Source organism: Lachnospira intestinalis, assembly GCF_040095895.1.
Taxonomy (GTDB): domain Bacteria; phylum Bacillota; class Clostridia; order Lachnospirales; family Lachnospiraceae; genus Lachnospira; species Lachnospira intestinalis.
The window spans coordinates 1-21,649 of sequence record NZ_JBBMFS010000003.1 but is presented as its reverse complement, the minus strand read 5'-3'; the positions used below and the strand labels follow the sequence as shown (position 1 = coordinate 21,649).

Genomic DNA, 21,649 nt, shown 5'->3' with positions numbered 1-21,649 from the left:
TTTTTTATGTCAGTCATAATGTGAAATTTATGTAAAACAGAAGAAAGGGCGGGAATCCCAGTGAAAGAGCGGCGCGTTTTACTTGCCTAATTATGGAATGAGTGGTACAATAGAGCAATGTGGCATAGTGTATCAGGGATACGCCCAATCGTTGAAATTGAAATGCCGGTTGCGCGGCGGAATGGAGATTAAAATGGGATTAGCGCAAAAGTTATTTGGAACACACAGCCAGCATGAGCTGAAAAGAATTGCACCAATTGCTGACAAAGTGGAAAGCTATCGTGACACAATGATGGCATATAGTGACGAAGAATTAAAAGGAAAGACCAAAGAATTTAAGGAAAGATTAAAAAAAGGGGAAACTCTTGATGATATTTTACCGGAAGCCTATGCGGTTGTCCGGGAAGCCGGACGCAGGGTCCTTGGCATGGAACATTACAGAGTACAGATTATCGGTGGTATTATTCTGCATCAGGGACGTATTGCAGAGATGCGTACCGGTGAAGGTAAGACACTCGTTTGTACCCTTCCGGCATATTTAAATGCCCTGACAGAAGAAGGCGTACTTGTTGTTACTGTCAATGACTATCTTGCAAAGCGAGATGCAGAGTGGATGGGACAGATTCATCAGTTTTTAGGACTGACGGTCGGCATTGTCCTTCATGATTTAAAAGAAGAAGAACGAAAAGCAGCATATGCCTGTGATATTACATATGTAACCAACAATGAACTTGGTTTTGATTATCTGCGTGATAACATGGCAATTTATAAAGAACAGCTGGTACTTAGAAATCTCAAGTACTGTATCATCGATGAAGTCGATTCTGTATTAATTGATGAGGCAAGAACACCGCTTATCATTTCAGGACAGAGCGGTAAGTCTACGAAGCTTTATGAATTGTGTGATGTCCTTGCACGCCAGTTACAGCGCGGTGAATACAAGGGCGAGATGACTAAGATGCAGGCAATCATGCAGGAAGAAATGGAAGAAGACGGTGACTTTATCGTTAATGAAAAGGACAAGGTTGTCAACCTTACCGAGCAGGGTGTCCACAAGGTTGAACAGTTCTTCCACATTGACAACTACGCAGACCCGGAAAATCTGGAAATCCAGCATAATGTGACACTGGCACTGCGTGCACACAACCTGATGTTTAAGGATAAAGACTACGTTGTAAAAGATGATGAAGTTTTAATCGTTGATGAATTTACAGGACGTATCATGCCGGGACGAAGATATTCAGACGGTCTGCATCAGGCAATTGAAGCGAAGGAACACGTAAAGGTTAAAAGAGAAAGTAAGACCCTTGCAACAATTACATTCCAGAATTTCTTTAACAAATTTGAAAAGAAAGCCGGTATGACCGGTACAGCGCTGACGGAAGAAAAAGAATTTCGTGAAATTTATAACATGGACGTTGTTGAAGTGCCGACGAACAGACCGATTGCCAGAGTGGATTTAGAAGATGCCGTATACAAGACAAAAAAAGGCAAATTCAATGCGGTTGTTGAGTCTGTTATCGAATCCCATGAAAAGGGACAGCCGGTACTTGTTGGTACGATTACAATTGAAACTTCCGAGCTGTTAAGTGAAATGCTCCGCAAAAAAGGTATCCAGCATAACGTGTTAAATGCCAAGTACCATGAAAAAGAAGCGGAAATCGTTTCGCAGGCAGGTAAGCATGGTGCAGTTACGATTGCGACCAATATGGCAGGACGTGGTACGGATATTAAGCTGGATGAAGAAGCAAGGGCAGCAGGCGGTTTAAAAATTATCGGTACGGAACGCCACGAATCCCGACGAATTGATAACCAGCTGCGCGGTCGTGCAGGACGTCAGGGTGATCCGGGTGAATCAAGATTTTACATTTCACTTGAAGATGACTTGATGCGTCTGTTCGGACAGGAACGTTTAATGAACGTCTTTAATGCACTCGGCGTTGATGAAAACGAGCGGATTGAGCATAAGATGTTAAGCAGTGCGATTGAAAAAGCACAGAAGAAGATTGAAACCAATAATTACGGTATCCGAAGCCATCTGTTACAGTATGATCAGGTTATGAATGAACAGCGTGAAATCATTTATGCGGAGAGAAACCGCGTATTAAACGGCGAAAGTATGCGTAACTCTGTGATTAAGATGATTACGGACTTTGTAGAAAGTGTTGTCAACCGCTGCATCGGAGAAGATGCTTCACCGAAGGAATGGGATTACACAGAAATTAATGAATTATTACTGCCGACCATTCCGTTAGAACCGGTTGTATATGATGAATCGATTAAGAATAAGAATGAATTACTGCATACATTAAAGGAAAAGGCTTTGAAAATGTATGAAGACAAAGAAGCACAGTTTCCTGAACCGGAACAGATCCGTGAAATCGAGCGTGTCGTATTATTAAAGGTTATCGACAGAAAGTGGATGGATCATATCGATGATATGGACCAGTTAAAGCAGGGTATCGGTCTTCAGGCATACGGACAGCGTGATCCGGTTGTACAGTACAAGGTGATGGGCTACGATATGTTTGATGCCATGACAACTGCGATTACGGAAGATACGGTAAGACTGCTCATGCATATTCAGGTAGAGCAGAAAGTAGAACGTGAGCAGGTAGCCAAAGTAACGGGAACCAATAAAGATGAAGGTGCTTCCGTAAAAGGTCCTGTAAAGCGTGTGGAAAAAAAGGTTTATCCAAACGACCTGTGTCCGTGCGGCAGTGGCAAAAAGTATAAAAACTGCTGTGGAAGACAGGCATAAATATTGATTGTGAGGTATGGAAAGTGGTAGAATTAGACCAGTATCGATACAAAATATCAGATTATGATAAGCCGCTTCAACAGATTAAAAATTCACTGGACTTAGATAATAAGCAGAAAAGAATTGAAGAACTGGAGGCGGATATGGAAGCGCCGGGCTTCTGGGACGATACGGAAAAGTCCCAGAAGGCGATGAAAGAATTAAAAGCCTTAAAGGATTCTTTTGAAAAATATGATGCTTTAGTCCGGGGACTGGAAGATACAAAAACGCTGATTGAGATGGCGGAGGAGGAAAATGATGCCTCCCTTCTGCCGGAAATTGACAGTGAAATTACGACATTTGAAGAACATCTGGAAGAACTGCGCATAGAAACCCTGCTGTCAGGCGAATACGACAGAAGCAATGCGATTCTGACACTGCATGCAGGGGCGGGTGGCACGGAAAGCTGTGACTGGTGCCAGATGCTGATGCGTATGTATACGAGATGGGCGGAACGCAAAGGATACACAACCGAAGTGATAGACTATCTTGAAGGTGAAGAAGCCGGTGTAAAGTCTGTTACGATAGAGATTTCAGGACCGGATGCCTACGGACATTTAAAGTCCGAGCATGGCGTACACCGTTTAGTCCGTATTTCACCGTTTAATGCGGCAGGAAAAAGGCAGACCTCGTTTGTATCGTGTGATGTTATGCCGGATATTGATGAAAATATAGACATAGAGATTAATCCGGATGATCTGCGGATTGATACGTATCGTTCCAGTGGTGCCGGCGGTCAGCATATCAACAAGACGTCTTCTGCAATCCGTATCACGCATCTTCCGACAGGAATTGTTGTACAGTGCCAGAATGAACGTTCACAGCATCAGAACAAAGATAAAGCAATGCAGATGTTAAAGGCAAAACTGTATTTGTTAAAGCAGCAGGAAAATGCCGAAAAGACCTCGGATATCCGTGGAGATGTCAAGGACATCAATTTCGGTAACCAGATACGCAGTTATGTTTTACAGCCTTATACAATGGTAAAAGACCACAGAACCAATAAAGATGTGGGAAATGCCCAGAGTGTTTTGGATGGAAACATTGATCCTTTTATCAATGCTTATTTAATCTGGCTGAGTACCGGTAAAAAGGCAGAATAAAAATGCGGACAAAAGAGCAGGATTGTGTGCATAAGATATAGAAATGTGTACACAGCCGGCTGTCAGAATGGAGGAAAGTATGGCAAATTATGTAAAACCAGTGGTATTCCTTTTGGGGAAAGAAATGTATGGCGTGGATATTAATCTGGTACAGTCAATTGAAAAAGATTTAAATGTTGTTCCTGTGCCGAATTCACAGAGTTATATTAAAGGAATTGTCAACATGAGAAATGAAGTCATTCCGGTATACAGCCTTGCAAGAAAATTTGGAAAAGAGCAAGAAGCAACAGCAGAAAGTACGATTATCATTAGTTCGGGCGGATTAAAGCTTGCACTGGAAGTGGATGAAGTGCTTGAAATTAATGATATTGATGAAAGTCATATTCTGCCAATGCCGTCCATGTTAGTCAAAGCAGATACACAGTATTTGGACCGGGTTGCCAATGTAGATGGTAAATTAATTTTATTACTTGATGTTGAAAAACTGCTTTCAGATGATGAAGCAGAAGATGTGAAAAAAATTACAGAAGAACTGCAGAACGGGTAAAGCTTAAATTGCTGCAAGGGGACATGGAGGTGGCAATGATGAAAAATGAAACAAAGAAGCAGACATTTGACAGAAGTGCGGGGGTTCTGATGTCAATCAGCAGTCTGCCGTCCGATTACGGAATCGGAACAATGGGCAAAGCGGCATATGAATTTGCGGACTTTGTCAGAGCATGTAACCATAAGTACTGGCAGGTACTTCCAATCGGATCAACCACGTATGGCGACAGCCCGTATCAGTCCTATTCGGCATTCGCGGGTAATCCGTATTTTATAGACCTGGATATGCTCGCAGAAGACGGTTTATTGCTAAAAAGTGATATGCTGGCAGTTGACTGGGGTGACGGAAAAGTTCCGGTGCATATTTCAGAGGAAGAAGCCGGAAACGGAAACTTTACGCAGAATACCGATATCGGACTGGGTAATGAGTGTTATGTCAGCTATGAAAAAATGTATCAGAACCGTTTTGCGGTACTGCGAAAAGCATTTGAAAGCTATAAAGCGGTACGCAGTGAAAGCAAGGTAAAGCTTGCAGCAGGACTGCCGGAGTATAAAAAGTATGATAATTTCATACGGGATAATGCAGACTGGATTGAAAATTATGCGCTGTTTATGGCGGTTAAAGAGCATTTTAACGGTGTTGTGTGGTCGGAATGGGATGAGGATATCCGCTTCCGGACCGAAGAAGGATTAAAAAAATACCGCAGTCTGCTCGCGGATGATATTGATTTCTGGATATTTGTTCAGTATGAATTTGATAAGCAGTGGCAGAAGCTTAAAAATTATGTCAATAGTATTGGTGTTGAAATTATCGGAGATATTCCGATTTACATGGGCTATGACAGTGCCGATGTATGGGCAGAGTCGCAATATTTCCAGTTAAATGAAGACCGCCTGTGCGAAAAAGTGGCAGGTGTGCCGCCTGATGCCTTTTCGGATTTGGGACAGAAATGGGGTAATCCGCTCTACGACTGGGATACGCTGGAAAAAGATGATTTTTCGTGGTGGTATCGCCGGATGCACAAATCCGCACAGCTCTACGATGTCATCCGCATTGACCATTTTATCGGCATTGTGAAATATTATACAATCCCTGCGGATATGCCGGATGCAAGACAGGGTGAATACTGCATGGGACCGGGAAAGAAATTAACCGATGTCATCAACCGTGCAATCGGCGATAAAAAGATTATTGCGGAAGACTTAGGTGTATCGGTACCGGAGGTCAATGAACTCTTAGAAGAAAATAACTATCCGGGAATGAAAGTACTGGAATTTGCGTTTGGCGGCGACAGAAAGAATCCGCATCTTCCACATAATTACACGCAGAATTGTGTGGTTTACGGCGGAACGCATGACAATGAAACATTGATGGGCTATTTTATCGAGCATCCGGACTGGGAACTCGGTTATGCGTATGACTATCTGGATACAAGGGATAAAGAACGTATGGTAGATCAGGTGTTCCGTGCCGCTTACGGCAGTGTTGCCAATCTTGTCATCTTTGCGGTGCAGGATATTTTAAAGCTTGGCAACTGGGCACGCATGAATACGCCGTCCACACTTGGCACGAACTGGAAGTGGCGTATGAAAAAAGGCGAATTAAATGACAGTCATATCAAAGATATGCGCTATCTGGCGAGTGTCTTTGGCAGAGAGAACAGCTGACAATCAGTACGGTACATGGAATGTTGTCAACGGACACGTAGAGTAGCAAATTGGCAGCTGCCATAAGATAAAAAGAACAGTTTCACACTGATAAGGGGATATTAAATATGCCCGGCAGTGAAACTGTTCTTTTTTGTATGTTCAAAAAATGATAACCGTGTTGGTATTTTTTTCTTGCATTTATCAGTAGAGTATGTTACTATTCTTTGCAGGGAATACAGTTGTCTTTTATGCGCGAACACTGAAAAACACTTGTATTTCCTACACAGACACAAACAATAAGATGGTGGATTATGGACGAAAATATTAAATATTATGTTGTAAAGCAGAAAGCACTGCCGGAGGTTCTGTTAAAAGTTGCACAGGCAAACCGGCTTATTGAAACAAAGGGGATTTCTGTTGCGGATGCCACAGAACAGGTTGGTATCAGCAGAAGTTCTTATTACAAATATAAAGAAGATATTTTTCCATTCCGTGATAACGTGAAAGGAAAAACAATCACATTTGTCCTTTCAATGGACGATGAACCGGGATTGTTGTCACTGGTGTTGAAAAAAGTTGCAGAATTTCATGCAAATATTTTAACAATTCATCAGACTATACCGGTAAACGGCGTCGCATCGCTGACATTGAGTGTGGATATTCTGCCAAGCACCGGAGATTCTTCAAAGATGATTGAGGAGATTGAACAGCTTCCGGGTGTGCGGTATTTAAAAATATTAAGTCGCGAATAGGAAAGGGTAGAGACGATGGCAAAAATTGCAGTATTAGGTTATGGAACAGTCGGTTCAGGTGTTGTTGAAGTACTTGAAACCAACAAAAATTCAATTGAAAAACGTGCAGGAGAAGGCATTGAGGTAAAATATGTCCTCGATTTAAGAGATTTTCCGGGCGACCCGGTTCAGGAAAAGATTGTACATGATGTAGACATCATTATTCAGGATAAAGAAATTGATGTTGTTGTTGAAGTTATGGGCGGCATTGAACCGGCATTTACATTTGTAAAAAAAGCACTGGAAGCCGGAAAGAGTGTCTGTACTTCCAATAAGGCACTGGTTGCGGAACACGGACCGGAGCTGCTTGCAATGGCAAAGGAAAGAAACTTAAACTTCATGTTTGAAGCATCTGTCGGCGGAGGTATTCCGATTATCCGTCCGTTAAACCAGTCACTCACAGCTGATGAGATTACACAGATTACCGGTATTTTAAACGGAACAACCAACTACATTTTAACAAAGATGAGCCAGGAAGGCAGTTCTTATGAAGATGTATTAAAGGAAGCACAGGATTTAGGCTATGCGGAGCGCAATCCGGAAGCGGATGTGGAAGGCTATGATACCTGCCGTAAGATTGCGATTCTGACATCGCTTGCATTCGGTTCAACCGTAAAGTTTGAAGAAATCCAGACAGAAGGCATTACAAAGATTTCAACAGCCGATTTTGCATATGCGGAAAAGCTTGGCTGTGTTGTCAAACTGCTTGCAACAAGCTTTAAGAAAGATGAAAAGGTTTATGCGATTACAGCACCGTTCTTAATTGATGCTACACATCCGCTCTATAATGTCAATGACGTCTTAAACGGCATTTATATTCATGGAAATGTCATTGGTGACGTGATGTTCTTCGGAGCAGGTGCAGGAAAGCTTCCGACAGCCAGTGCGGTTGTTGCGGATGTTGTAGACTGCGTAAAGCATAAGGGCAGAAATGTCATGACACTCTGGAGCTATGAAAAGTTAGAACTTGGCAGTGCAATGGAAGTAGAACGCACTTTCTTTGTAAGAATTAAAGACAGAGCGGCGCTTGAAAAAGCAAAAGAAGCATTCCACGCAGTACAGACAGTTACGGTAGACGGACTGGATGATGAATTTGGTCTTGTAACAGCCAATATGACAGAACAGGCATTTGCACAGGCAGCAGCACAGTTTGATGTTGCCGGCAGAATCCGTTTTGATAAAACAACCATTTAAAATAAAAAACTGACGGTTACAGTAAATGAGAAGGAAATGAGGAAAAGAAAATCATGAAGTATTTAATCGTTTTAGGCGATGGAATGGCAGATAAGAATATTCCTGAACTTGACAACCGTACACCCCTTGACTATGCAGACACGCCGGCAATGGATAAGTATTCAAAATTATCCGAAATCGGCATGGTGCGCACCGTACCCGAAGGTATGGCACCGGGAAGTGATACGGCAAATCTTTCTGTATTGGGCTACAATCCGAGAGAATATTATACGGGACGTTCTCCGCTCGAAGCGTTAAGCATCGGTGTGGATATGAAACCGACCGATGTGGCACTGCGCTGTAATATCGTTACGGTATCCACAGACGACCTTCCATATGAAGAAAAAACGATTATTGACCACAGCTCCAGCGAAATCTCAACAGAAGATGCGGCTGTATTACTGGAAGCGGTCCGTAAAGAATTAGAAACGGATATTTATAAATTCTATGTTGGAACAAGCTACAGACATTTAACCATCTGGGATAAGGGTGAAGTTGTAGAACTGACACCGCCGCATGATGTACTTGGACAGGTTATCGGACAGTATCTGCCAAAGACAGAAGCGCTGCGTGAAATGATGAAGAAAAGCTATGACATTTTATCAAATCACCCAATCAATGTAGAACGCATGAAAAAGGGCTTAAATCCTGCCAATTCCATCTGGTTCTGGGGTGCAGGCACCCGTCCGGCACTGGCACCGTTTGTTGAAAAGACGGGACATACCGGTGCAATGATTTCTGCGGTAGATTTATTAAAGGGGATTGCAGTCGGCGCGGATATGAAGGTTGTTGAGGTAGAAGGCGCAAATGGCGGACTCGATACCAATTATGAAGGAAAAGCCGATGCAGCAGTAGAAGCACTGTTAAAAGATGATTTGGATTTTGCATACATTCATCTGGAAGCCCCGGACGAAATGGGACATCAGGGCAGCTTTGAGCGCAAGGTGCAGGCAATCGAAAATCTCGACAAGCGCATTATTAAGCGTGTGACAGAGCAGTTAGAAGCGGCAGGAACGGATTTCAGAATGTTAGTTCTTCCGGACCATCCGACACCGGTAGCCATTAGAACCCATGTATCAGACCCGGTTCCGTATATGCTCTATGACAGCACAAATAAGCAGAGCCACACATGGAATTACAATGAAAAAGAGGCGCAGGAAAGCGGCAATTATATCGACAAAGGATATACAATCATCAATCATTTATTTGAAAAATAACAGAGAAAGGCAGTTACATAAAAATGGTAAAAGTAGTTAAATTTGGCGGAAGTTCATTAGCAAGTGCAGAACAGTTTAAGAAGGTTGGCAACATTATTCGTGCCGAAGAGAGCAGAAGATATGTTGTGCCGTCTGCACCGGGAAAGCGTTTTTCAGAGGATACGAAAGTAACGGATATGCTCTACAAATGCTATGCCGAAGCAGAAGAAGGCAAAAATTTTGATAAATCCTTAAAGGCAATCAAGGAACGTTACAACGAAATCATCAAGGGGCTCGGCTTAAAGCTTTCCTTAGAAGAACAGTTTGAAACAATTAAGAAGCAGTTTGCTGCAAAGGCCGGCAAGGACTATGCAGCTTCCCGCGGTGAATATTTAAACGGTATCATCATGGCAAATTACCTCGGCTATGAATTTATTGATGCAGCAACCGTAATCTGCTTTGATAAAAATGGTGAATTTGAATCTGAAAAAACCAATCAAGTGATGAGCGAACGTCTTGCAAATACAGAAAATGCCGTTATTCCGGGCTTCTACGGTGCAATGCCAAACGGTCAGGTAAAGACATTTTCAAGAGGCGGTTCCGATGTAACCGGTTCTATCGTGGCAAGAGCTTTAAAGGCAGATGTATATGAAAACTGGACAGATGTTTCCGGTTTCCTTGTAGCAGATCCAAGAATCGTAGAAAATCCAAAGCCGATTGCGATTATTACTTATAAGGAATTAAGAGAATTATCTTACATGGGTGCTTCCGTATTACACGAATCCGCAATCTTCCCGGTAAGAAAAGAAGGAATTCCGATTAATATCCGCAACACCAATGCACCGGAAGATAAGGGTACAATGATTGTAGAAACGACCTGCAGTATCCCGGAATGTATCATTACAGGTATCGCAGGAAAGAAGGGCTTTGTAGCAATCAACATTGATAAGGATATGATGAACTCTGAAATCGGTTTCGGTAGAAAAGTACTTCAGGTATTTGAAGATAACGGTATTTCATTTGAGCATATGCCGTCAGGAATCGACACCATGACAGTCATTGTACATCAGGATGAATTTGTGGAAAAAGAACAGAAGGTGCTTGCAGAACTGCACAGAGCCGTGAATCCGGACAGCATTGAATTAGAGTCAAACCTCGCATTAATCGCTGTTGTGGGACGCGGTATGAAAAACAGTGTCGGTAATGCCGCAAATGTAATTTCTGCACTGTCCAATGCGAAGATTAATGTTAAAATGATTGATCAGGGATCAAGCGAATTAAATATTATCGTCGGTGTAAGAAACCGCTACTTTGAAGCGGCAATCCGCGCAATCTATGATGTATTTATTCCACAGAAGTAAAAAATAAAGAAAAAACGGCAGTTTTTGCAAAGCTGGTGTAGCGGAGTAATCCAATACAGATTTGCAGAAACTGCCGTTTGTTATTGATGCTGCCTATGCACGTGGCTCGACAGCATAGACGGACATATATTCCTGCATATAATTTATTAAACTTGGGTCATGCAGAATGGAAAGCATCATAACAAAGAAAAATAACATTAAAACAATACCGGAAATGCCAAGACATAAACCGGCAACCGCTTTTCCTTCAAAACGTCCAATGCGGCTGCGGGAAAGGATTGCCAGTACAATTGCTGAAATCGTACATGGCAGACTGATGTAATACACTATGGAAGTCACACAGCCTGCAATGGCTAAAATCAGTGAAAAAGTCGCAAGCTTATCCTTTGGTTTAGCCGGCGGCACCGGATAGTCATTATTAAAATAATTCTGATTCGGATGCTGGTTTCCATTTATATTCTGATTTTGATTTGTATTGTTATTGTCACTCCAGTTATTCGGGTCGTAATTATCCATGAAATCCTCCTTAATTTGCATATATTTATGATATTGGAGTCGAAACCCCTGATAATAATACCTGCGGATTGTTCCGTGCTTTGCATTTTTGCAATTATTGGTATCATTTTATAATCTTATCATAAGGTATGATGGATTGCAAATCAGCCGCAGCTCAAAGTTGCGAAACCTCTCCCAAACTGGTATAATAATAAGAATTCAGAAAAAAGGGAAGAAAAAGGAGAACGTCACACGAATGGACATTATCAAGAAGATAGCAGAAGAATTACAGATAAAGGCAACACAGGCGGAAGCCGCTGTCAAGCTGATTGACGAGGGTTGTACGATTCCGTTTATTGCAAGATACCGTAAAGAAGCAACAGGCGCATTAAATGATGAGCAGTTAAGAAATTTAGATGAAAGACTGCGTTACCTGCGCAATCTTGAAGATAGAAAAGAACAGGTAATCGCAAGCATTGAAGAACAGGGTAAATTAACAGACGAGTTAAAGCAGCAGATTCTGGCGGCAGAAACAATGGTACTCGTAGAGGATTTATATCGTCCGTATAAGCAGAAAAGAAGAACAAGAGCGACAATTGCCAAAGAAAAAGGCTTAGAACCGCTGGCAGAATTTATTTTACAGCAAAATACCGACAAGCCGTTAGAGGAGGAAGCCGCCAAGTACATCAGTACGGAAGAAGGAAAAGAAGTAGCCGATGCCAAAGCGGCAATTGCGGGGGCAATGGATATTATTGCAGAGCAGATTTCCGATGTGGCAGACTACAGAACATATATCCGTGATATTACAATGAAAGAGGGGAAACTCATTTCTATTGCCAAAGATGAAAAAGCAGAATCGGTTTATGAAACCTACTATGACTACAATGAAAGTTTAAGCACCGTTCCGGGACACAGAATCCTTGCGATTAACCGTGGTGAAGCGGAAAAGTTTTTAACAGTGAAGATTGAAGCGCCGGAAGAACGCATTTTAAGATATCTGGAAAAACAGGTGCTGACATCGGAAAATGAATTTACAGCGCCGGTATTAAAAGCAACAATCGCAGATGCGTATGACAGACTGATCGCACCGGCAATCGAACGTGAAATCCGCAGCAGTCTGACAGAAAAAGCAGAAGATGGCGCAATTAAAGTATTCGGCAAAAACTTAGAACAGCTTTTATTACAGCCGCCGATTGCAGGAAAAGTCGTACTCGGCTGGGACCCGGCATTCCGTACAGGCTGTAAGCTTGCTGTTGTAGATGCTACGGGAAAGGTGCTGGATACAAAGGTCATCTATCCGACAGAGCCGCACAATAAGGTTGAAGAATCCAAGCGTGAAGTAAAAAAACTCATTGACAAATATCATGTAACGCTTATTTCCTGCGGGAACGGAACGGCTTCCAGAGAATCCGAAAAAATCATTGCAGACATGATTAAAGAAATGAATTTAAACGATGTGGATTACATCATTACCAATGAAGCCGGTGCGTCCGTATATTCGGCAAGTAAGCTGGCAACAGAGGAATTTCCTGATTTTGACGTAGCACAGCGTAGTGCGGTATCCATTGCAAGACGTGTGCAGGACCCGCTTGCCGAACTTGTAAAGATTGAACCGAAGTCGATTGGTGTGGGACAGTATCAGCATGATATGAATCAGAAAAAGTTAAGCGAAACCCTGACCGGTGTCGTAGAAGACAGTGTAAATAAAGTCGGTGTTGATTTAAATACAGCATCCGCTTCATTATTGGAATACATTTCAGGTATTTCCAAGGCAGTTGCAAAAAATATTGTAGACTACCGTGAAACTAACGGTAGATTTACGAACAGAAAGCAGCTGTTAAAGGTGGCAAAGTTAGGACCAAAGGCATTTGAACAGTGTGCGGGCTTTATGCGCATTACAGGCGGTGACAATCCGTTAGATGCAACAAGTGTCCACCCGGAAAGCTACGAAGCAGCAAAGAAGCTGCTGGCGTTAATGGGTTATGACAGCAATTCCATTACTTCCGGTGAATTAATTGGTTTAAGAAGCAAAGTTCACAATTTAAAAGAACTCTCCGAAAAGCTTGAAATCGGTGAAATGACCTTAGAGGATATTATCAAGGAACTTGAAAAGCCGGGACGTGACCCGAGAGAAGAAATGCCAAAGCCGATTTTACGCAAAGATGTCTTAGAAATGAAAGACTTACAGCCGGGCATGATTTTAAAGGGAACGGTAAGAAATGTCATTGATTTTGGTGCATTTGTAGACATTGGTGTACATCAGGACGGACTGGTACACATTTCACAGATGAGAAGTGACAGACGTGTCGAACATCCGTTAGACGTTGTCAGTGTCGGTGATATCGTAGATGTCCGTGTAATTGAAGTGGATGCCAATAAAGGCAGAATTGCACTTTCTATGATTTTGGATGAAAAAGAAGCGCAGAATAAAAAGATAAGCAGACCGGCAAAAGACCGCCGGACAAAAAAGGACCGTCCGAAAAAACAGGAAGGACTGAATCTGAGCGGATTGTCAAAATTTATGCACTAAAAAAGAGTAAAGATTGTCCGGATAATGCCGGGGCTGAATTAAGAAAGGAAAAGTTATGAGTGAATCGAACAAGCCACAGGGCTTACAGGTGCAGTTTGAAACACAGGTTACCGAACAGGATTTGATGAATTTTAAATTATACCACAATTACCACAGTGTCGGCGGTGTGGCAGGATTGTTGTTTGGGATTGTCGCACTGATTATCTGCGTAGTATCCGTAGGCCAGGTCAACATTTCCTATACACTGATGATGGGCTTTTTCGGGCTCTTTTTTACCGTGTATACACCGATTGGCATGAAATTAAAAGTGAAACAGCAGATGAAAACCGTTGCAGCTTTTAAAGAACCTGTCCGATATACAGTTACAGAAGAAAAGATTTTGTTACAGCAGGGGGCGGTGACCGAAGAAATGCTCTGGGAAGACATTTTTAAGATTAAATGTACAGGAAAAAGTCTTGTTTTATATATTACCAGTGTCCGTGCTAATATCATTCCATTGCGTGACATCGGTGATGAACTGGATGCGTTTCTTACAATTGCAGAGAAAAAATTGAAGCCGTTTCAGATAAAAGTGGGAGGCAGATATGGTCATAGAAACAACTAGCGCAAAAGAAACCTTTGAAGCCGGATACAGGCTGGCACAGTCCGTACATCCGGGACAGATTTACTGCTTAAACGGCGATTTGGGTGTCGGCAAAACCGTATTTACGCAGGGCTTTGCCAAAGGACTTGGGATTGAAGAACCGATTAACAGCCCGACCTTTACGATTGTACAGGAGTATCATGAAGGCAGACTGCCGTTGTACCATTTTGATGTATACCGCATTGCCGATGTCAGTGAAATGGATGAAATCGGTTATGAAGAATACTTTTTTTCAGATGGTGTATGCCTGATAGAATGGGGAACGCTCATAGAAGAACTGCTCCCTGACAGCACAATAACTATTACGATAGAAAAAGATTTGCAGAAAGGCTTCGACTATCGTAAAATAACGATTTCAAATGGAGAAAAACAATGAGAATTCTGGCAATAGAAAGTTCCGCAGTTACTGCTTCTGTTGCAATTTTAACAGATGACGTACTGACGGCAGAATATACGGTAAATTATAAAAAAACACATTCACAGACACTGCTTCCGATGATTGATGAAATCTGTAAAATGACGGAAACAGAGCCGGAAAGTTTTGATTTGATTGCTGTATCACAGGGACCGGGTTCTTTTACCGGACTGCGTATCGGTGCGGCAACAGGAAAAGGCATTGCACTGGCACTGGATAAAAAAATGGTCGCAGTGCCGACCTTAAAAGCAATGGCATATAATGTCAGTGAAACAGACTGCCTGATTTGTCCGGTAATGGATGCAAGAAGACAGCATTTATATACGGCGCTGTACCGGCTGGATAAAGACGGGAAACCACAGGAAGTATTGGCACAGAGCCTGTTATCTTATGAAGAACTGATAAAGCTTTTAAATGAGAAAAATGAACCGGTACTCTTTATCGGCGATGGTGTTGTACCGGCAAAACAGGCATTTGAAGAAGGCCTTACCTGTGCTTATAAAATCGCTCCGGCGCATATCTGCACCCAGCGCGCAGGCAGTGTGGCGCTTGCGGCAAAAGATATGGCAGAAGCGGGAGAGGTCATTTTATCAGACGCATTCCATCCGGAATATTTAAGACCGTCACAGGCAGAAAGGGAGTTGAAGCGTGGAACAGTTTCAAATTCGTGAAATGCGTGAAACAGATATTGCACAGGTCGAAGCAATAGAACAGGAAATTTTTTCTGTACCGTGGTCGGAAAAATCTTTTCTTTCCGCCTGCACAACGCCTGAAAATATTTATCTGGTGTGCCTTGCAGGAGAAGAAGTTGCAGGCTACTGCGGATTGTGGAGTGTGCTTGGCGAAGGCAATATCACCAATATGGCAGTGGCAGAAAAATACCGCAGAAACGGAGTGGCGGAAGCGCTGATGAAAGAAATGGAAGAACGCGGCAGACAAAAAGACGTGACGATATTTTTTCTTGAAGTGCGTGAAAGCAATGATGCAGCGCGCAGGCTCTATGAAAAAATGGGATATGAACAAATCGGTGTCCGTAAAAATTTTTACGAGAAGCCGGCGGAAAATGCCATAATCATGTCAAAAGGCTGGCGTACGGCATAGGAAAGGTGTATACTAAAATTAGAAAAGGAAAGACTAAGAAAAATGTTAGATGTATGTTTACTAGGTACAAGCGGAATGCTTCCGTTGCCGGGAAGATGGCTGACATCGCTGTTGCTGCGTTATAACGGCAGCAGTATGTTAATCGACTGCGGCGAGGGAACACAGATTGCAATAAAAGAAAAGGGCTGGAGCTTTCATCCGATTGATGTCATCTGCTTTACACATTACCATGCAGACCATATCAGCGGACTTCCGGGACTTTTACTGACAATCGGCAATTCCGACAGGACAGAACCGGTAACACTCATCGGGCCAAAAGGGCTTTCAAGAGTGGTTTCCGCACTGAGGGTCATTGCACCGGAGCTTCCGTATGAATTGCGTTTTATTGAATTGAGTGAATCCAGAGAACATATTTCTATCAATGGATATGAAATAGATGCATTTAAAGTGAATCATGCTGTGACCTGTTACGGTTATGCGGTAAATATTCCGCGAATCGGCAAGTTTGACGTTGAAAAAGCAAAGGCACTTGAGATTCCTCAGAAAGCATGGAACCGCTTGCAGCACGGCAGTACAGTAGAACTGGACGGCAGGGTGTATACACCGGATATGGTTATGGGTGCACCAAGAAAAGGTCTGAAAGTGACTTATTGTACGGACAGCAGACCGGTGAAGTCTATTTCAGAAAATGCACAGGGCTCGGATTTGTTTATCTGCGAGGGCATGTACGGCGAGAAAGGTAAAGAAAGTAAAGCAAGGGAATATAAACATATGACCTTTGTAGAAGCTGCACATCTTGCCCGGGAAGCACAGGTGAAAGAAATGTGGCTGACACATTTTAGTCCGTCACTGGTGCGCCCCGCAGATTATGTAGCAGGAATACAGAAGATATTTCCGAATGTTCAGGCAGGTACAGACGGTAAAACGGTAGAGCTTGGCTTTGAAGATTAGGAAAGGGCAGCTGCAAAGGAGGTAGCGTTATGAAAAAGTATGCAAGAGTCACAATCGCAATTTTAATCATGGCAGCATTGGGCGTTGGATATTACTATTACTTGTCCAACAGACAGCCGCGGCAGGATGCGACACAGCAGTCGCTGGTGAATGAACAGCTTGCCCAGTTAAAGACAAAAAATATTGAACAGAATTACCCGGAATCCGTAAAAGAAGTGGTCAATCTGTTTATGCGCATCAGTAAAATGTATTACACATCCAGCGTATCCGATGAGGATTTAGGCATTCTTGCAAGTCAGGCACGTCTGCTATTTGATGATGAGTTAAAGAGCAAACAGACCGATGCAGAATACCTTGAAAGTTTAAAGCAGGATATAGCGGATTATAAGAAGGTCAACAGATACATTTCTGATTTCAAACTTGAAGGCAGTTCAAATGTAAAGTACAAGACCTTAAACGGTCAGAAGTATGCTACAATTCTTGGACTGTACTATATCCGGGAAGGCAGCGGACTGGAGTATTCTTATACAAAGTTTACACTGCGTGAAGATGCGCAGGGACACTGGAAGCTCCTGTACTGGGAACTGGCAGATGAATCAGACATTAATGAATAAAAAGTAGGAAAAGGTCATGGAAAACAAAGACGTATTAATACTGGCAATCGAAAGCTCCTGCGATGAAACGGCAGCTGCGGTTGTAAAAAACGGAAGAACGGTATTATCCAGTGTGATTAATTCACAGATTGATATTCACACGCTTTACGGCGGTGTTGTGCCGGAAATTGCTTCCAGAAAACATATTGAAAATATTAATCCGGTTATCGAACTGGCATTAAAGCAGGCAGATGTCACGCTGGATGATATTACGGCAATTGGTGTTACGTATGGACCGGGGCTTGTCGGTGCATTGCTTGTTGGTGTTGCAGAGGCGAAAGCTATTGCATTTGCAAAGAAAAAGCCGCTGGTTGGTGTACACCATATTGAAGGCCATATTTCAGCAAATTATATCGAACATCCTGATTTAGAGCCGCCGTTTGCGGCATTGGTGGTGTCGGGAGGACATACTCACCTTGTTATGGTAAAAGATTACGGCACATATGAAATTATCGGGCGAACAAGAGATGATGCGGCAGGAGAAGCATTTGATAAGGTGGCGCGTGCCGTAGGCCTGGGATATCCTGGAGGCCCGAAGGTTGACAAGCTGGCCAAAGAGGGCAATCCCCATGCAATCGAATTCCCGCGGGCACATGTTGACGATGCACCGTATGATTTCTCATTCAGCGGAATCAAGTCCGCTGTATTAAACTACATCAATTCCTGTGAAATGAAGCAGATTGAGATTAATAAGGCAGATTTAGTGGCATCATTCCAAAATGCAGTTGTAGAAGCACTTGTTTCAAGAGCAATCCGTCTGACAGAGGAAATGCACATTAAAAAGCTTGCCATTGCGGGTGGTGTGGCATCCAATTCTGCACTGCGTGCGGCACTCACAAGGGAATGTGACAGCCACGGTATTCAGTTTTATTCACCGTCGCCGATTCTCTGCACAGACAATGCGGCAATGATTGGTGCGGCTGCATACTATGAATACATGCGCGGAACACGGCACGGATACGATTTGAATGCCGTTCCGAATTTAAAACTTGGAGAGCGGTAATCGGACAATGAAGTGCAGAATGTCTGCGGAATAGAGGAGCATATGAAAAAAATTGCGGTTGTACTGGCAGGCGGACGCGGCAGCAGAATGAACAGTGACATTCCAAAGCAGTATCTGATGTTAAAAGACCGGCCGGTACTTTATTATGCCTTAAAGGCATTTCAGGACAGCGATATTGATAGTATTGTATTGGCGGCAGGTGAAAATGATTTGGAAATGTGCCGCACACAGATTGTTGAAAAATACGGCATAAATAAAGTCATGGCAATTGTCGCAGGCGGCGCACAGCGGTATGATACAGTATACAATGCACTGAAAGCGGCGCAGGAGCTGGCAATAGATACAGCACCAGAAGAGGTGCTGATTTATATCCATGACGGTGCAAGGCCGTGTATCAGCCGGGAAATTATAAAAAACTGCGAAGAAGCCGCATTACAATATGGTGCCTGTACGGCAGCAGTCCCGGTTAAGGATACCATTAAGGTGGTCAGTCCGGAAGGCTTTGCGGTTGATACACCGGACAGAAATACGTTGTGGCAGATTCAGACGCCTCAGGTATTCCGCAGTGACATTATAAGCAGTGCGTATGCAAAAATGTATGCGGATACAGACAGAGGTACGATTACAGATGATGCCATGCTTGTAGAACGTTATACGGACGTTCCGGTCAAAATGGCAATGGGCGCATACACAAATATAAAAATTACAACGCCGGAAGACATGGGGATTGCGGCGCAGTATCTTTAAAAAATAAAAACCAGAATAGAACAGGTTGTTTAAGAGGGTAATTAGCACAAGGTGCATGATTATAGAATAATGGAATGCTGTAAAATACAGCGGAATGGAGGAGTTACACAATGGAACAGACAATTCCGTATAAGATTTATCTGGAAGAACAGGAAATGCCAAAGCAATGGTACAATGTACGCGCTGATATGAAAAAGAAACCGGCGCCGATTTTAAATCCACAGACTTTAAAACCGGTTACAGTCGATGAATTATCGGCTATTTTTTGTACAGAGCTTGCAAAGCAGGAACTGGATGATACAACACCGTATTTTGATATCCCGCAGGAAATCAGGGATTTCTATAAAATGTATCGCCCGTCACCGTTAGTACGGGCATACTGTCTTGAAAAGAAGTTAGGCACACCGGCACACATTTATTACAAATTTGAAGGAAATAACACATCCGGCAGTCATAAACTCAATTCTGCAATTGCACAGGCATACTATGCAAAACAGCAGGGATTAAAGGGAGTTACAACAGAGACAGGTGCAGGACAGTGGGGAACAGCACTTTCGATGGCATGTTCTTATTTTGATTTAGATTGTCAGGTTTATATGGTAAAGTGTTCTTATGAGCAGAAACCGTTCAGACGTGAAGTTATGCGTACATATGGTGCATCTGTAACCCCGTCACCGTCTATGAAGACCAATGTCGGACGTAAAATCAATGAAGAATTTCCGGGAACAACAGGAAGCCTTGGCTGTGCGATTTCAGAAGCAGTTGAAGCAGCAACAAGTCAGGAAGGTTATCGTTATGTATTAGGTTCTGTGCTGACACAGGTATTATTACATCAGTCTATTATCGGTCTTGAAACCAAGGCGGCACTGGACAAATACGGTGTAAAGGCAGATATGATTATTGGCTGTGCAGGCGGCGGTTCTAATCTCGGTGGATTAATCTCTCCGTTTGCAGGACAGATGCTGCGCGGGGAAGCCGATTACAAGTTGATTGCAGTCGAACCGGCATCCTGCCCAAGTCTTACAAGAGGAAAATACGCATACGATTTCTGTGATACAGGTAAAGTATGCCCATTAGCAAAAATGTATACACTCGGCAGTGGATTTATTCCGTCCGCAAACCATGCAGGCGGACTGCGTTATCATGGAATGAGTTCTGTAGTTTCCGAATTATACGACCAGGGACTAATTGAAGCAAGAAGCGTAGAACAGACAGAAGTATTTAAGGCAGCAGAACAGTTTGCACGGATTGAAGGAATTCTTCCGGCACCGGAAAGCAGTCATGCAATTAAAGTGGCAATTGATGAAGCACTCAAGTGCAAAGAAACCGGTGAAGAAAAGAATATTGTATTCGGACTTACAGGTACAGGCTACTTTGATATGTTTGCATATCAGCGTTACAACGACCATGAAATGTCAGATTACATTCCGACAGACGAAGAACTGCAAAAGTCACTGTCTACCCTTCCTGTAGTAGAGTAGGGGTATCAGTGTAATCAAAAATCCGGTATACAGAACGGATTCGTACGGATACAGAGTGCCTGCGGTAGGAGAGCAGGAAAAAGACAGGATATATAACTTCGTGCCTGCCGGGCAGTGCGGACGGTATTTGAATAAAATATCCGGAGGGACAGTGAAAGTATTAGAACTGTTTCTGCCGGATATTTTAAATGAAAGTATATTTTTGACAGTCTACAAATGAATTGTCCGGTATATTGAAAACAAAAGAGAGCAAAAAGCGGGGAAAGACGTAAAATAAAAAGGAAGCATAATATACGTAAAAACAGCGTGAAAAGGCGGTGTGAGAGCAGAAAACAGCGGATAAATAAAAAAGTTGAAAAAATTGAAAAAAGTTGTTGACAAGTAGCAGGTGAGGTGATATTATAAACAAGTCGTCAGCGATGAGCAACAACGCAGACATGACAAAAAGAATATGGAGAGGTACCGAAGTGGTCATAACGGGGCGGTCTTGAAAACCGTTTGTCTTCACGGGCGCATGGGTTCGAATCCCATCCTCTCCGCTTCCAAAGCACTTATGCAGATAAGTGCTTTTGTTTTCCTAAGAGCTGAATATGAAAAATGACAGGCGCGAAGGTGTCGTATCTTAATGATACATTAGGAGAAGTACCCAAGAGGCTGAAGGGACACCCCTGGAAAGGGTGCAGGTCGGTAACACGGCGCGAGGGTTCAAATCCCTCCTTCTCCGTTCGCATCATTGATGTTTCTTGTTTTTGGTTAAACAAACACGATGATGTAAAGAAAATAAAAAATATCAAAAAAGTTGTTGACAAATAATGACAAACATGATATTCTATTAAAGCTGTCGGCGCTGATAAAAAACGCAGGCAACAATATGAACATTGATAACTGAACAGTAAAACAACCCTGAAAATTCTTTGAAATTTTCAATTTACGAACTGACAGGAAGTAAG

19 protein-coding genes and 2 tRNA genes are annotated in these 21,649 nt (G+C 42.8%); 20 read left to right on the top strand and 1 reads right to left on the bottom strand.

Features of this window, described 5'->3' with window-relative positions; all coding sequences use genetic code 11:
- The first annotated feature begins 193 nt into the window (after positions 1–193).
- The 8 genes from secA (at position 194) to WMO37_RS04415 (ending at position 10,680) form a co-directional block, all read left to right on the top strand.
- Positions 194–2,761, top strand: coding sequence for a preprotein translocase subunit SecA (secA, locus tag WMO37_RS04450; protein WP_349154389.1), 2,568 nt, complete (start codon positions 194–196; stop codon positions 2,759–2,761).
- A 23-nt stretch (positions 2,762–2,784) separates the two neighbouring features.
- Complete coding sequence (gene prfB / locus WMO37_RS04445) at positions 2,785–3,903, top strand: peptide chain release factor 2 (RefSeq protein WP_022432719.1); 1,119 nt, start codon at positions 2,785–2,787, stop codon at positions 3,901–3,903.
- Positions 3,904–3,982: 79 nt separating this feature from the next.
- Positions 3,983–4,450 (top strand): chemotaxis protein CheW, encoded by a 468-nt coding sequence (locus WMO37_RS04440; protein ID WP_022432720.1) that lies wholly within the window; start codon positions 3,983–3,985, stop codon positions 4,448–4,450.
- A gap of 35 nt (positions 4,451–4,485) precedes the next feature.
- Positions 4,486–6,117: a 4-alpha-glucanotransferase gene (gene malQ / locus WMO37_RS04435; protein ID WP_349154388.1), complete on the top strand. Its 1,632-nt coding sequence runs from the start codon at positions 4,486–4,488 to the stop codon at positions 6,115–6,117.
- 293 nt (positions 6,118–6,410) lie between these two features.
- Positions 6,411–6,851: an ACT domain-containing protein gene (locus tag WMO37_RS04430; protein WP_022432722.1), complete on the top strand. Its 441-nt coding sequence runs from the start codon at positions 6,411–6,413 to the stop codon at positions 6,849–6,851.
- Positions 6,852–6,866: 15 nt separating this feature from the next.
- Positions 6,867–8,084: a homoserine dehydrogenase gene (locus WMO37_RS04425; RefSeq protein WP_022432723.1), complete on the top strand. Its 1,218-nt coding sequence runs from the start codon at positions 6,867–6,869 to the stop codon at positions 8,082–8,084.
- A 53-nt stretch (positions 8,085–8,137) separates the two neighbouring features.
- Positions 8,138–9,340 carry a cofactor-independent phosphoglycerate mutase gene (locus WMO37_RS04420; protein WP_022432724.1) on the top strand — a complete coding sequence of 401 codons (1,203 nt, stop codon included), beginning with the start codon at positions 8,138–8,140 and terminating at the stop codon, positions 9,338–9,340.
- Between the two features lie 23 nt (positions 9,341–9,363).
- Complete coding sequence (locus tag WMO37_RS04415; RefSeq protein WP_022432725.1) at positions 9,364–10,680, top strand: aspartate kinase; 1,317 nt, start codon at positions 9,364–9,366, stop codon at positions 10,678–10,680.
- 93 nt (positions 10,681–10,773) lie between these two features.
- Here WMO37_RS04415 and WMO37_RS04410 read toward each other — a convergent pair whose 3' ends face one another.
- Positions 10,774–11,196, bottom strand: coding sequence for a DUF4190 domain-containing protein (locus WMO37_RS04410; protein WP_349154387.1), 423 nt, complete (start codon positions 11,194–11,196; stop codon positions 10,774–10,776).
- A 235-nt stretch (positions 11,197–11,431) separates the two neighbouring features.
- Between WMO37_RS04410 and WMO37_RS04405 the strand changes: the two genes are divergently transcribed.
- From WMO37_RS04405 to WMO37_RS04350, 12 genes are all read left to right on the top strand, one after another.
- Entirely contained in the window at positions 11,432–13,705 is a 2,274-nt protein-coding gene (locus WMO37_RS04405) for a Tex family protein (RefSeq protein WP_349154386.1), read from the top strand.
- Between the two features lie 55 nt (positions 13,706–13,760).
- Positions 13,761–14,309, top strand: a complete 549-nt coding sequence (locus WMO37_RS04400; protein WP_022432728.1) for a YcxB family protein — start codon at positions 13,761–13,763, stop codon at positions 14,307–14,309.
- Positions 14,290–14,724 (top strand): tRNA (adenosine(37)-N6)-threonylcarbamoyltransferase complex ATPase subunit type 1 TsaE, encoded by a 435-nt coding sequence (gene tsaE, locus WMO37_RS04395; RefSeq protein ID WP_022432729.1) that lies wholly within the window; start codon positions 14,290–14,292, stop codon positions 14,722–14,724. Before WMO37_RS04400 ends, tsaE begins: the two co-directional genes overlap by 20 nt.
- Positions 14,721–15,434, top strand: coding sequence for a tRNA (adenosine(37)-N6)-threonylcarbamoyltransferase complex dimerization subunit type 1 TsaB (tsaB, locus tag WMO37_RS04390; RefSeq protein WP_227090580.1), 714 nt, complete (start codon positions 14,721–14,723; stop codon positions 15,432–15,434). The genes tsaE and tsaB overlap by 4 nt, the downstream gene beginning before the upstream one ends.
- Positions 15,412–15,864 carry a ribosomal protein S18-alanine N-acetyltransferase gene (rimI, locus tag WMO37_RS04385; RefSeq protein WP_022432731.1) on the top strand — a complete coding sequence of 151 codons (453 nt, stop codon included), beginning with the start codon at positions 15,412–15,414 and terminating at the stop codon, positions 15,862–15,864. Before tsaB ends, rimI begins: the two co-directional genes overlap by 23 nt.
- A gap of 42 nt (positions 15,865–15,906) precedes the next feature.
- On the top strand, positions 15,907–16,815 hold the full coding sequence (locus WMO37_RS04380) for a ribonuclease Z (RefSeq protein ID WP_022432732.1): 909 nt from the start codon (positions 15,907–15,909) through the stop codon (positions 16,813–16,815).
- A gap of 29 nt (positions 16,816–16,844) precedes the next feature.
- The gene (locus WMO37_RS04375; protein WP_022432733.1) at positions 16,845–17,429 is read left to right on the top strand and encodes a DUF6715 family protein; all 585 of its coding nucleotides are present in this window, start codon (positions 16,845–16,847) and stop codon (positions 17,427–17,429) included.
- Positions 17,430–17,445: 16 nt separating this feature from the next.
- Positions 17,446–18,471, top strand: coding sequence for a tRNA (adenosine(37)-N6)-threonylcarbamoyltransferase complex transferase subunit TsaD (gene tsaD / locus WMO37_RS04370; RefSeq protein ID WP_227090584.1), 1,026 nt, complete (start codon positions 17,446–17,448; stop codon positions 18,469–18,471).
- Positions 18,472–18,513: 42 nt separating this feature from the next.
- A complete protein-coding gene (ispD, locus tag WMO37_RS04365) occupies positions 18,514–19,218 on the top strand; it encodes a 2-C-methyl-D-erythritol 4-phosphate cytidylyltransferase (protein WP_022432735.1) in 705 nt (234 codons plus the stop codon).
- 110 nt (positions 19,219–19,328) lie between these two features.
- Complete coding sequence (locus WMO37_RS04360; protein WP_227090588.1) at positions 19,329–20,699, top strand: TrpB-like pyridoxal phosphate-dependent enzyme; 1,371 nt, start codon at positions 19,329–19,331, stop codon at positions 20,697–20,699.
- Positions 20,700–21,152: 453 nt separating this feature from the next.
- Positions 21,153–21,238 (top strand) — tRNA-Ser (locus WMO37_RS04355).
- Positions 21,239–21,335: 97 nt separating this feature from the next.
- Positions 21,336–21,423, top strand: a tRNA-Ser gene (locus WMO37_RS04350).
- Positions 21,424–21,649 lie beyond the last annotated feature (226 nt).